The sequence below is a fragment of the Lelliottia sp. 7254-16 genome, from assembly GCF_002922995.1.
GTDB classification, from domain to species: Bacteria; Pseudomonadota; Gammaproteobacteria; order Enterobacterales; family Enterobacteriaceae; genus Enterobacter; species Enterobacter jeotgali.
In genome coordinates, this window is sequence record NZ_PQVS01000002.1 from 242,727 (window position 1) to 255,002 (window position 12,276).

At 55.3% G+C, this 12,276-nt stretch carries 11 protein-coding genes; 6 read left to right on the forward strand and 5 right to left on the reverse strand.

Annotated elements, in window-relative coordinates; translation table 11 throughout:
* Positions 1–7: 7 nt before the first annotated feature.
* Complete coding sequence (gene zupT / locus C3708_RS03990; RefSeq protein WP_103946990.1) at positions 8–781, reverse strand: zinc transporter ZupT; 774 nt, start codon at positions 779–781, stop codon at positions 8–10.
* Positions 782–977: 196 nt separating this feature from the next.
* Here zupT and ygiD point away from each other — a divergent pair, with 196 nt between their 5' ends.
* Positions 978–1,766, forward strand: coding sequence for a 4,5-DOPA dioxygenase extradiol (gene ygiD, locus C3708_RS03995; RefSeq protein WP_103946989.1), 789 nt, complete (start codon positions 978–980; stop codon positions 1,764–1,766).
* Between the two features lie 114 nt (positions 1,767–1,880).
* Here ygiD and C3708_RS04000 read toward each other — a convergent pair whose 3' ends face one another.
* From C3708_RS04000 to tolC, 3 genes are all read right to left on the reverse strand, one after another.
* The gene (locus C3708_RS04000; RefSeq protein ID WP_103946988.1) at positions 1,881–3,041 is read right to left on the reverse strand and encodes a glutathionylspermidine synthase family protein; all 1,161 of its coding nucleotides are present in this window, start codon (positions 3,039–3,041) and stop codon (positions 1,881–1,883) included.
* 2 nt (positions 3,042–3,043) lie between these two features.
* A complete protein-coding gene (locus tag C3708_RS04005) occupies positions 3,044–3,706 on the reverse strand; it encodes a DUF1190 family protein (RefSeq protein WP_095283402.1) in 663 nt (220 codons plus the stop codon).
* A 203-nt stretch (positions 3,707–3,909) separates the two neighbouring features.
* Entirely contained in the window at positions 3,910–5,391 is a 1,482-nt protein-coding gene (tolC, locus tag C3708_RS04010; RefSeq protein WP_095283401.1) for an outer membrane channel protein TolC, read from the reverse strand.
* Between the two features lie 202 nt (positions 5,392–5,593).
* Between tolC and nudF the strand changes: the two genes are divergently transcribed.
* From nudF to parE, 5 genes are read left to right on the forward strand one after another with little or no spacing between them, the layout of a single operon-like run.
* Positions 5,594–6,226 (forward strand): ADP-ribose diphosphatase, encoded by a 633-nt coding sequence (gene nudF / locus C3708_RS04015; protein ID WP_103948882.1) that lies wholly within the window; start codon positions 5,594–5,596, stop codon positions 6,224–6,226.
* Positions 6,223–6,645 (forward strand): DUF1249 family protein, encoded by a 423-nt coding sequence (locus C3708_RS04020; protein WP_095283399.1) that lies wholly within the window; start codon positions 6,223–6,225, stop codon positions 6,643–6,645. The genes nudF and C3708_RS04020 overlap by 4 nt, the downstream gene beginning before the upstream one ends.
* Before the next feature lie 27 nt (positions 6,646–6,672).
* A complete protein-coding gene (gene cpdA / locus C3708_RS04025; protein ID WP_103946986.1) occupies positions 6,673–7,500 on the forward strand; it encodes a 3',5'-cyclic-AMP phosphodiesterase in 828 nt (275 codons plus the stop codon).
* Complete coding sequence (gene yqiA, locus C3708_RS04030) at positions 7,500–8,081, forward strand: esterase YqiA (RefSeq protein WP_095283397.1); 582 nt, start codon at positions 7,500–7,502, stop codon at positions 8,079–8,081. The genes cpdA and yqiA overlap by 1 nt, the downstream gene beginning before the upstream one ends.
* A 27-nt stretch (positions 8,082–8,108) precedes the next feature.
* Positions 8,109–10,001, forward strand: a complete 1,893-nt coding sequence (gene parE, locus C3708_RS04035; RefSeq protein ID WP_103946985.1) for a DNA topoisomerase IV subunit B — start codon at positions 8,109–8,111, stop codon at positions 9,999–10,001.
* An 82-nt stretch (positions 10,002–10,083) separates the two neighbouring features.
* On the opposite strand, the gene C3708_RS04040 is transcribed toward parE, so the two are convergent.
* Positions 10,084–12,225 (reverse strand): TonB-dependent siderophore receptor, encoded by a 2,142-nt coding sequence (locus tag C3708_RS04040; RefSeq protein ID WP_103946984.1) that lies wholly within the window; start codon positions 12,223–12,225, stop codon positions 10,084–10,086.
* Positions 12,226–12,276 lie beyond the last annotated feature (51 nt).

Below are 12,276 nucleotides of genomic sequence, written 5' to 3' on the forward strand. Positions count from 1 at the left end.
GTATTTTTTATCCAATTCCCGCTGTTTGTAGCAGCACCAAACTTAATCCCATCACCGACATTCCGCACAGCACGCCGTAGCTAGGGTTATTGTTCGGGTCGATCTCTTTCGCCAGCGGCATCAGCTCGTCAACTGACAGCGCGACCATAATCCCCGCCACCGCTGCCATAATCGCTGCCATCACCACCGGGGAGATCATACTGCCCAGAATCAGCCACGCCAGCACGCCGCCTAAAATTTCCGCCAAACCCGAAATCCCGGCCCAGAACACCGCCGTGCGTTTTGAACCCGTTGCCGCATAAATCGGGCCTGCCACCGCCAGTCCTTCAGGAATATTGTGCAATGCAACCGCCACGGCAATGCCGAAACCCAGTTCCAGGTTATTGCTGGCTGTCACGTAGGTGGCGACGCCCTCCGGGAAGTTGTGCAAGCTGATGCCGAGGGTAAGCAAAATGGCCGTACGTTTGATATTTCCGTGCGACGGTTTAACGCTTTTCTGCATCAAATCCTGCGGATGGGCGTGGGGCAGCATGCGGTCGAGACCAAAATAGCCCAGCAGACCCACGACAAACATTCCGTAGCCGAGTACCGGCGACATGCCTTCGGTGCCGAGCGCCGCGGGCAGCATCTCCATCAGGGAGATCAGCAGCATGATCCCGGCGGCAAAGCCGAGAGAAAACGCCAGTACGCGGTTCGAAGGCTTTTGCCCGAGCACGCCAAGAATCGCACCAATGAAGGTGGCGGCACCCGCAAGTATCGTCAGAATCAAGGGTACTGACATTCAACTCTCCTTATGATAATGATTCTCATTAATGCTAATGATTAATCTGCTGCAAAGCGAGAGGGCATTCCCGGCTTTACAGTTTTCTTACATTCAAATTTTCTGAAGATCTTCATCACGCTTATCTGAGTTCATGTTATGCAGATAGCGGGTAATGTAGTGACATTAAACAGACACCCTATGTAAGGATATCACCATGACTTCTTCTCGTATGCCAGCACTGTTTTTGGGCCACGGTAGCCCGATGAACGTCCTGGAAGATAACGTCTATACCCGCGCCTGGCGTCATCTCGGCGAGACGTTGCCACGTCCGAAAGCGATTGTGGTGGTGTCTGCGCACTGGTTTACCCGTGGAACCGGCGTGACGGCGATGGAAGCACCGAAAACTATTCACGATTTTGGTGGTTTCCCGCAGGCGCTGTATGACACGCATTACCCGGCACCGGGCTCGCCTGCGCTTGCTCAACAGCTGGTTGATTTGCTGGCCCCGATTCCTGTGACGCTGGATAAAGAGGCCTGGGGCTTCGACCACGGCTCCTGGGGCGTGCTGATCAAAATGTACCCGGAGGCCGACATTCCAATGGTGCAGCTGAGTATCGACAGCACCAAACCGGCAGCGTGGCACTTTGAGATGGGACGTAAGCTGGCGAAACTGCGCGACGAAGGCATCATGCTGGTGGCGAGCGGTAACGTGGTTCACAACCTGCGCACGGCGCGTTGGCACGGCGAAAATACGCCTTACCCGTGGGCGACGTCGTTCAATGATTTTGTGAAAGAAAATCTCACCTGGCAGGGGCCGACGGAACAGCATCCGCTGGTGAATTACATGGATCATGAAGGCGGTTCGCTTTCTAACCCAACGCCGGATCACTATTTGCCGCTGTTGTACGTACTGGGCGCGTGGGACGGCAGTGAGCCTGTCACCGTACCGGTGGATGGTATTGAAATGGGAAGTCTGAGTATGCTTTCCGTGCAGGTGGGCTAAAAGAAAGCCCGATGGCGAGGTAAAAGCAAAACGGTAACCCAAGGGTTACCGTTTTAGTGTTTATTCCCTCTCCCCAGGGTGAGGGCATCAGGCCGCACAACCCGGCGCAAACACTCACTCCACAAAAATATGCGGATAGAAGCGTGACAGATCCTGAGTGATCAGTGCGCGATCTTCGCGGATTCCAATCCCGGCTGGCTGATCGTTGATCAGCCAGCTGCCAATCAGCACATAGCTGTCGCCAAATTTCGGCAGGGGATAGAACTCCTGCACAATCATCCCTTCTTCGCCGTACGGGCCTTCGGCGGCTTCCAGGGTTTTGCCGTTTTCAATAATCGAAACGTTGGCCCCTTCGCGGGAAAAGATTGGTTTGATGACGTACTTATCCATCGGCGGATAGTCGTCTTCGGCGAAATAGGCGGGCAGAAGGTTAGGATGGTTCGGGAACATCTCCCACAGCATCGGCAGCAGCGCTTTGTTGGAGATAATGCTCTTCCAGGCCGGTTCCAGCCAGCGAACGCCCGCGTCTTCCAGCTTGGTGGAGAACACTTCGCGCAGCATGTATTCCCACGGATAGAGCTTGAACAGGTTGCTAATTACCTGGTCCTGAGTATCCGTGAACTGACCGCGCTCGCCTAAACCGATATCTTCGATGTACAGGAATTCTGTCGCCACTTCCGCTTCGGCTGCGCAATCTTGCAGATATTGCACCGTACCGCGATCTTCAACGGTGTCACGGCAGCAGGCCAGATGCAGATAGTTAAACCCGTGCTGCTCACGCAGTTCAGCGAAACGCTCGATCAGCTTCTCCTGCAGGGAGTTGAACTGGTCGCTGCCTTCCGGCAGGTTGCCCGCAGCAATCTGGTCTTCGAGCCAGATCCACTGGAAGAAGGCCGCTTCGTACAGCGAGGTCGGCGTATCAGCGTTGTTTTCCAGCATCTTAGGATCGCCCACGCCGTCCCACGCCAGATCGAGGCGCGAGTAGAGGGAAGGCTGGTTAGTCTGCCAGGCGTGGCGCACAAAACCCCAGGTGTGTTTAGGAATGCGGAATTTGGTCATCAGCTCATCGCTGGCAACCACCTTTTCCACCACCTTCAGGCACATCTGGTGCAACTCGGCGGTCACCTCTTCCAGCTTTTCTACCTGGGCGAGGGTGAGCTTGTAGTAGGCATCTTCACACCAGTACGGTTCGCCGTACATGGTGTGGAAGTTAAACCCGTATTCGGTGGCTTTTTCGCGCCAGTCCGGGCGCTCGACAATACTGACTCGTTCCATTATCAGCCGCCCATTGAGCGAGAAGTGGAACCTGTCGCGCTACGCTGCATGGTGGACTGTTTGGCAACAGATTCGCCAAAGCCACCGCGCGTGACGGTGCTGGTGGTCGCAGGTTTTGGTGCCATCGCGGATTTTGGTACTGTCGCGGTACGGCCAGGGGTTGCCGCGCCGTAGTTTTTGCCGCTCGCATCGGTGTACTTACCGTACGCCGGGCTGGACGGATTTTTGGAGCTGAACAGCGGCTGCTGCTGGCCCATACCGCCGCCCATCATACGGCCCATCATGTAACCCGCCATCAGCGGCATCCAGAAGCTGCCGCTGGACTGTGCCTGCGCCTGATTTTCTGGCGCCATGCCAGCCTGAGCCGGTGCCTGCTGGCACTGACCTTCACCGAACTCGGCGATACAGTCTTCACGGGTGGCGTATTTCGGCGCCGTACGCTCTGCTTCTTTCAGGGCATTGTTGTAGGCAGTGGTACATTCCGCACTTTTACCGGTGGCTGACGAGCAGTCATCGGCATTCTGATACATCGATACCGTTTCATCGGATTGTTCACAGCCTGACAGCATAAAGATGGCGGTAAACGCCAGGGCGACAGGAGTGAGATGGCGCGCGTTCCAGTTTTTGCGGAACGAAGCGTGATTAATCGATTTTGTCCGTTTCATTTTTGTCTTCCAGGACCCAGTGGTAGAACGAAGTAAATAAGGCTCAGGATAGAGGATGAGTGGTCGAAAATGAAGCGCAGAGGGGCAAACGGGGGGATCTTTACGTTGGCTTACGTTTGGATGTGATTTCGCGCCAGGTGGCGCTGTGCTTACCCGGCCTACACGAAGGTAGGCCCGATAAGCACAGCGTTATCGGGCAAAACTTAATTGCTACGGAACGGGTTGTTGCCGGAACCACTTGTAGAGGTTGTGCGAGCTGCGGCTGGCTGAGCGGCAGGTGCTGCGCTGTTGGCCATATTGCCGTCTGCGTTAGCGTCCTGCTGTGGGTTTTCTGGCGCAACGCTTTCAGGCGTTGTAGAAACCGGTTTACCCAGCGTGCTGTTCAGCATCTGCAGGTCTTGCTCGTTCAACGTACCCAGCGCTGATTTAATATTCAGCTGGTTAATCAGGTAGTTGTAACGTGCGCTGGAGAGCTGTTGTTTGGCGTTATACAGCGTGGTGGTCGCGTCTAACACGTCAACAATGGTACGTGTACCGACTGAATAACCGGCTTCCATCGCGTCAAGGGAGCTTTGCGCAGACACAACGGCCTGTTTGTAAGCATTGATGCTGCTGATGGACGCATTCACGTTGTTAAAGGAAGAACGCACGGTCTGCACGACGTTGCGGTGCGCGCTTTCAAGCTGCTCGCTGGCACCAACAAAGTTGTACTGCGCCTGTTTCACCTGAGAGTTAACCATCCCACCCTGATACAGAGGCAGAGAGAAGTTCAGGCCGATTTTGTTCTGACCCATGTTGCTGTCATCGTACTGGGACGTATTGGTTTTTGAACCACTGTAGCTGGTATCAGAAACGCCCGTTGATGCGGTCAGGCCTACCGTTGGCAGATGGCCATCCTGTGCCTGGCGAATTTGCTCGCGCGCCAGATCCTGGCTCAGACGAGCCTGCAGCAAGGCCAGGTTACGGTTTTCGGCTTCTTTCAGCAGGGCGTTAACTGCCTGCGGTTTGTCCGTCTTGAAGTTATCGACGTTCAGGGAGGCCAGCTCAGGGTAGTAATTGCCGGTCACCTGACGCAGAGATTCGAGTGCGTTGTCCAGATTGTTACGGGCAGTCACTTCGTTCGCCAGCACGCTGTCGTACTGTGAACGGGCGTTCTGCACATCAGTGATCGCCACCAGACCCACGTTAAAGCGCTGGGTGGTTTGATCCAACTGACGGTAAATCGCCTGTTTCTGCGCTTCGGTGTAGGAGAGCGAATCGATCGCGCTCAACACGTTGAAGTACGCGGTGGCGGTGTTCAGGATCAGCGTTTGCTGATCGGTCTGATAGGTCACGTCCTGAATACCGGCGCTTTTTTCCTGCAGGGAAAGCGCGCGCCATTTGGACATATCAAACAAGGTCTGCGTTAACTGCAGGGATGCGCTGGTGGCGTTGGAGTTCACGCCGTTAGCATCGCGGAATCCATTGCTGTAGGTATAATCTGCACCTAAACCCAATTGCGGCAGCAGCGGGCTACGTGCTTCATTAATCTTTTCGAACGCAGCATCACGGTCGGCGGCTGACTTACGCAGCTCAGGGTTGCCCAGACGTGCTTGCTGATAAACCTGTAACAGGTTTTCTGCCTGGCTCATCGCGCTGAAGCCCGTCAGGCTCAGGCCGATAAGGATGGGGAGCAATTTCTTCATTTGCATTCCTTGTTGTGAAGCAGTATTAGCGCTGATCTAATTAAAAATAATTGCCGATTCTAACAGAATCATCCACACCAAAAGGTTGGCGTTACGTGCCATCTGGCGGTAATTTGCACCAATCTATCATATAGCCTGTAAAACGGCAGCCAAACAGCCTTGAAATTCATGATTTCAACACAATTGTGACCAGGATACCGCCATGCAGAAACCAGATAAGTTGCCAGTGACTTTCACCAAAAACGATGTAGAAATTATTGCACGGGAAACGCTTTATAGCGGTTTTTTTTCACTGGAACTTTACCGTTTCAGGCATCGGCTGTTTAACGGTGAAATGAGCGGCGAAGTCCGACGCGAAATTTTTGAGCGCGGGCATGCCGCAGTCTTGCTACCCTTTGACCCAGTGCGTGACGAAGTGGTATTGATTGAGCAGATTCGAATTGCCGCCCTGGATACCAGCGAAAGCCCGTGGCTGCTGGAGATTGTCGCCGGAATGATCGAAGAGGGCGAAACGCCGGAAGATGTCGCCCGCCGCGAGGCGCAGGAAGAAGCAGGGCTGACTGTGGGCCGAACCAAACCGGTGCTGAGCTACCTGGCAAGTCCGGGGGGGGCAACCGAGCGCTCTTCGATTCTGGTGGGTGAAGTGGACGCCACGACCGCGCAAGGTATTCACGGTCTGGCAGATGAAAACGAAGATATTCGTGTTCATGTGGTGAGTCGGGAGCAGGCTTATCAATGGGTCAATGAGGGGAAAATCGACAACGCAGCGTCTGTCATCGCATTGCAATGGCTCCAGCTGCATTATCAAGACTTACGAAAAGAGTGGAAAAAATGAAGCGTTATACACCTGACTTCCCAGAAATGATGCGCCTGTGCGAGACCAATTTCGCGCAATTACGTCGTCTGTTGCCGCGTAACGATGTGGCCGGTGAAACGGTGAGCTATCAGGTGAGCAATGCGCAATATCGCTTAACGATTACAGAGTCCACTCGCTACACTACGCTGGTCGAAATTAAGCAAACGGCCCCGGCCGTCAGCTACTGGAGCCTGCCGTCGATGACTGTCAGGCTCTATCATGACGCGATGGTGGCTGAAGTGTGTTCAAGTCAGCAGATCTTTCGCTTCAAAGCGCGATATGATTATCCTAATAAAAAGTTGCATCAACGCGACGAAAAGCATCAAATTAACCAGTTTTTAGCTGACTGGCTAAGATATTGTTTAGCACATGGAGCAATGGCGATTCCGGTTTGTTAGCGTCATAAACCTACCTAAGGACACCATTTGGAAAGCCTGTTGAACCTGACTGTTGCTGGTGGGACGCCAGTCAGGATATTACAAATTACTGATACTCACCTGTTCGCCGAAAAGCATGAAACTTTGCTGGGGGTCAACACCTGGGAGAGTTATCAGGCTGTACTTGATGCCATTCGCGTCGAAAATCGCGATTGCGATTTGATTGTCGCGACGGGTGATTTGGCACAAGATCAAAGCGCTGCGGCCTATCAGCATTTTGCTACCGGGATCGCGAGCTTTAGCGTGCCTACCGTCTGGTTGCCCGGTAACCACGACTTCCAGCCTGCCATGTACAGTGCGCTTCAGGAAGCGGGTATCTCACCGGCCAAGCGCGTGTTCGTGGGCGAGCACTGGCAAATTCTGCTGCTTGATACGCAGGTGTTCGGCGTGCCGCACGGTGAGCTGAGTGATTTCCAGTTGGAGTGGCTTGAGACTAAACTCTCTGACGTGCCCGAAAGACACACCCTGCTGTTACTGCACCATCATCCGCTTCCGGCGGGATGCAGCTGGCTCGATCAGCACAGTCTGCGCAACTCGGCTGCGCTGGACCGCGTTCTTGCGAAATACCCGAACGTGAACAACCTGATCTGCGGGCATATTCACCAGGAACAAGATCTCGACTGGAATGGCCGCCGTTTGCTGGCGACCCCGTCAACCTGCGTGCAGTTTAAACCGCACTGCGACAACTTCACGTTAGATACCATTGCGCCCGGATGGCGCTGGCTGGAACTCCACGCCGATGGCTCGCTGAGTACGGAAGTGTGTCGCCTGGAAGGGGCAAAGTTCCGCCCAGATACCGCTTCAGAAGGATACTGATGTCTACGCTCCTCTACCTGCACGGGTTTAACAGCTCCCCGCGTTCTGCAAAAGCCACCCAGTTTCGCCAGTGGCTCGGCGAGCATCATCCGCATATTGAGATGATTGTCCCGCAATTGCCGCCATACCCGGCGGATGCCGCAGAAATGCTGGAGTCCATCGTAATGCAACACGGTGGCGAATCCTTCGGCGTGGTGGGCTCATCGCTGGGCGGCTACTACGCCACCTGGCTGTCGCAATGCTTTATGCTGCCTGCCGTTGTGGTCAACCCGGCTGTACGCCCATTTGAGCTGCTGACGGAGTTTCTCGGCCAAAACGAGAACCCCTACACCGGACAGCAATATGTGCTAGAGTCACGCCATATTTACGACCTCAAAGTGATGCAGATAGACCCTCTGGACGCGCCGGATCTCCTCTGGCTGCTGCAACAGACGGGCGATGAAGTGCTGGATTACCGCCAGGCGGTGGCGTATTACGCCTCTTGCCGCCAGACTGTAGAAGAGGGCGGAAACCATGCTTTCACGGGCTTTGAGAATCATTTCACCCAGATTGTCGATTTTCTTGGGCTGCACAGTCTCTGACAATCAATGCGAATTGCTAGCTAAATCATGACGCAAACCTATAACGCTGATGCCATTGAGGTACTCACCGGGCTTGAGCCGGTTCGCCGCCGCCCTGGGATGTACACCGATACCACGCGCCCAAACCATCTGGGCCAGGAAGTAATTGATAACAGCGTCGATGAAGCGCTGGCAGGCCATGCCAAACGCATCGACGTCATTCTGCACGCCGACCAGTCGCTCGAAGTGATCGACGACGGGCGCGGTATGCCGGTCGATATCCACCCGGAAGAGGGCGTTCCAGCCGTTGAGCTGATCCTCTGTCGTCTGCACGCGGGCGGTAAATTCTCCAACAAAAACTACCAATTCTCTGGCGGCCTGCACGGCGTGGGGATCTCGGTGGTCAACGCCCTGTCTAAGCGCGTGGAAGTGACCGTGCGCCGCGACGGCCAGGTCTACAACATCGCCTTTGAAAACGGCGACAAAGTACAAGAACTTCAGGTTATCGGTACCTGCGGTAAACGTAATACCGGGACCAGCGTCCATTTCTGGCCAGACGAAAGCTTCTTCGACAGCCCACGTTTTTCCGTTTCGCGCTTAACGCATATTCTGAAAGCGAAAGCGGTGCTGTGCCCAGGCGTTGAAATTACCTTTAAAGACGAAGTGAACGGCAGCGAACAGCGCTGGTGCTATCAGGATGGTTTGAACGACTATCTGGCTGAGGCGATTAACGGCCTGCCAACGCTGCCGGAAAAACCGTTCCTCGGTAACTTCTCTGGCGATACAGAAGCGGTCGACTGGGCGCTGCTGTGGCTGCCTGAAGGCGGCGAGCTGCTGACAGAAAGCTACGTCAACCTGATCCCAACCATGCAGGGCGGTACGCACGTCAACGGTCTGCGTCAGGGTCTGCTTGATGCGATGCGTGAGTTCTGCGAATACCGCAACATTCTGCCGCGCGGCGTGAAGCTGTCGGCGGAAGATATCTGGGATCGCTGTGCGTATGTGCTGTCGGTCAAAATGCAGGACCCGCAGTTTGCCGGGCAGACCAAAGAGCGTCTCTCTTCGCGTCAGTGCGCGGCCTTCGTCTCCGGCGTGGTGAAAGACGCCTTCAGCCTGTGGCTGAACCAGAACATTCAGACCGCAGAAATGCTGGCTGAAATGGCGATTTCCAGCGCCCAGCGCCGTATGCGCGCGGCGAAGAAAGTGGTACGTAAAAAGCTGACCAGCGGTCCGGCGCTGCCGGGTAAACTGGCCGACTGCACCGCACAGGATCTTAATCGCACCGAGCTGTTCCTCGTCGAAGGTGACTCGGCGGGCGGCTCTGCCAAGCAGGCGCGTGACCGCGAATTCCAGGCGATCATGCCGCTGAAAGGCAAGATCCTCAACACCTGGGAAGTCTCTTCCGATGAAGTGCTGGCCTCGCAGGAGGTGCATGACATTTCCGTGGCGATCGGTATGGACCCTGACAGCGACGACTTAAGCCAGCTGCGTTACGGCAAGATCTGTATCCTCGCGGATGCGGACTCCGATGGTCTGCACATCGCCACTCTGCTGTGTGCGCTGTTCGTGAAACACTTCCGCGCCCTGGTCAAGAACGGTCACGTTCACGTGGCTCTGCCGCCGTTGTACCGTATCGATCTCGGCAAAGAGGTCTATTACGCACTGACGGAAGAAGAAAAGGCGGGCGTGCTTGAGCAGCTGAAACGCAAGAAGGGCAAACCGAACGTGCAGCGCTTTAAAGGTCTGGGTGAAATGAACCCACTGCAGCTGCGTGAAACCACGCTGGACCCTAATACTCGCCGTCTGGTGCAACTGGTGATAAGCGACGAAGACGAACAGCAGACCAACGCCATGATGGATATGCTGTTAGCCAAGAAACGTTCTGAAGATCGACGCAACTGGTTGCAGGATAAAGGCGACATGGCCGATATCGAAGCCTGATGCCCTCACCCTAACCCTCTCCCACAGGGAGAGGGGATCGATCGTAGGCCCGGTAAGCGTAGCGCCACCGGGCTTTTTTACATCAAAAATCCATCTTCACCGTAAACTGCACTTCGCGCGGATCGCCAATCTGGTTGCCCAGGTTATTGGTGCCAATCGACGACGTGTAGTAGGTCTTATCAAACAGGTTTTTCACGTTCAGCTGCAGCGTCACCGGATACTGTAACTTCAGCTTGTAGGCCGCAAAGGCGTCGGCGACAAAATAGCCCGGTAAATAATAATCCGCGCCGTTAGTAGCCGAACGACGGCTCACGCCATGCCCGCCGCCACCCAGCGTCAGGGTATTTCCGCCGATCACGTTTTGAATGTCATAGGTCAGGAACAGAGAACCCGTATGACGCGGGACGTTGGGCAGCGGTTTGCCCGCGTAGTCCGGGTCTTCCAGCACTTTCGCGTCCGTGTAGCCATAGCTGGCGATCACGTTGGTGTTCTCTGTCAAACGGCCCGCCAGATCCACTTCCACGCCCTGAGAACGCACGCGCCCGGCGGTTTTCGCGACCGTCTCATCACCCACGCTTTCGGTGTACAGCACGTTGCGCTTGTGAATATCAAACAGCGCGATATTAGCGGTAATCCCGTCGAACAGGTCAAACTTGGCACCGACTTCGTAGGCATTGGACGTTTCCGGCGGCAGATTGCCAATGTAGCTGGCGATAGACGACTGCGGCATAAACGTCTGCGAGTAGTTGGCGAACAACGACACTTGCGGCGTCAGCTTGTAGACCAGGCCCGCTTTCGGCGTCCACTGGTCGTCGCGGCTGTCGGTATTGACGTTAAACGGACGGCCTTTCCCCGCATACTGTGTGTAAGACTGATAGCGCAGGCCGGTCACCGCGATCCATTTATCCGTCAGATACAGCGCATCCTGCACGTAGGCGGAATAACTTTCCTGCTTGATGGTCTGGTCGCTGTCGGATGCCGACACCGTCGTACATTTGCCCAGATTGCCGTAGGAAGGATTGTAGATATTGAAATCTTTAACGTTCTTACAGCGGATCATATCCGTGCGCAGCAGATCGTAATTCTCGTACGACACCCCGGTCAGGATCTCATTGTAAAACCCGGCAATATCGACGTTGCCCTGCAGATCCGCGCGGGTCGAATGCATGCGCTGGGTCGAACCTTGAGTGGCGTCCACACGGCGGGTCAGGTTGCCGGTGGCGGAGTCATAGGCCATCACGCGGGCCTGGTTGTCCGTGTATTTATCCTGGCTAAAGCTGTAGTCGAATTTGGCGGTCCACTGGCTGTTCAGGCGATATTCGGCGTTCAACTGAGCCAGATCGGATTCACCGTCGGTGATGTTGAACGGCTCGTCGAAGCGTGTTTTTCTGTCGACATCTACCGGCTGTTTGGTCGTCAGATCGAAGATCGTCCCGCGATCGAAAGGGGTCTGATAATCGCGGTGGGAATAGAGCACTGTGACGGTGGCGTCATCGCCAAACCAGGTCAGGGACGGCGCGATAAAAGTGCTACGCTCTTTGCCGAAATTGCGCCAGTAATCCTCTTTCTGATATTCACCCGTCAGGCGATAGGCCAGACGCGTGCCTTCAATCGGGCCGGTCACGTCGAACTGCCCGGTGCCGCCACCGAAGCTGGTGGAGGTCGCGGAGATCGACCCGCCGAACTGTTGCTCCGGGCGCTTCGTCACCACGTTAATAAGCCCGCCCGGATCGAGAATGCCGTACAGCGTCGACGCCGGGCCTTTCAGCACTTCGACGCGCTCCGTCGAGGCGTTAAAGCTGCGCGGCAGCACGGTGCGCAGGCCGTTGGTCATGATCGACCCGTCGCGGTTAGCCCCAAAACCACGGCGCACAAAGGCATCCTGCGTGCCACCAAGCGTGTTGGTTTGGACTACGTTGCTGACGTTATACAGCGCTTCGTCGAGCGTCGTAGCGTGCTGATCTTCCAGCACCTGATCGCTCACGGTATTCACCACCTGCGGAATATCCAGCATTGGCATATTGGTGAGCGTGGCGGTGGAGGTGTTCAGTGGCTGATAGCCATTGGTCGCCTCTGTTTTTGCGGAAGTATCAGCGGTGACGGTCAGCGTTTCGCCGTCTTTCGCGGTGGCGCTGTCTGCCGCCTGCGCCATCGGAGCGAGGAACAGCAGTGAAAAGAGTGCGCGCCCTTTAATCCCAGAGAATGAAGGTGTGAACTTAGCCATTAAATCTGTTTTCCCGAAATACCTGCGAATGCTCGCCGGTGAAGATGGTGT

Bases quoted from the DNA above. Each gene is read 5' to 3' on its own strand.
- C3708_RS04040 (WP_103946984.1), bottom strand. From the start codon at position 12,225: ATGGCTAAGTTCACACCTTCATTCTCTGGGATTAAAGGGCGCGCACTC.
- C3708_RS04020 (WP_095283399.1), top strand. From the start codon at position 6,223: ATGAAGCGTTATACACCTGACTTCCCAGAAATGATGCGCCTGTGCGAG.
- zupT (WP_103946990.1), bottom strand. From the start codon at position 781: ATGTCAGTACCCTTGATTCTGACGATACTTGCGGGTGCCGCCACCTTC.
- C3708_RS04005 (WP_095283402.1), bottom strand. From the start codon at position 3,706: ATGAAACGGACAAAATCGATTAATCACGCTTCGTTCCGCAAAAACTGG.
- nudF (WP_103948882.1), top strand. From the start codon at position 5,594: ATGCAGAAACCAGATAAGTTGCCAGTGACTTTCACCAAAAACGATGTA.
- C3708_RS04000 (WP_103946988.1), bottom strand. From the start codon at position 3,041: ATGGAACGAGTCAGTATTGTCGAGCGCCCGGACTGGCGCGAAAAAGCC.
- ygiD (WP_103946989.1), top strand. From the start codon at position 978: ATGACTTCTTCTCGTATGCCAGCACTGTTTTTGGGCCACGGTAGCCCG.
- yqiA (WP_095283397.1), top strand. From the start codon at position 7,500: ATGTCTACGCTCCTCTACCTGCACGGGTTTAACAGCTCCCCGCGTTCT.
- parE (WP_103946985.1), top strand. From the start codon at position 8,109: ATGACGCAAACCTATAACGCTGATGCCATTGAGGTACTCACCGGGCTT.
- tolC (WP_095283401.1), bottom strand. From the start codon at position 5,391: ATGAAGAAATTGCTCCCCATCCTTATCGGCCTGAGCCTGACGGGCTTC.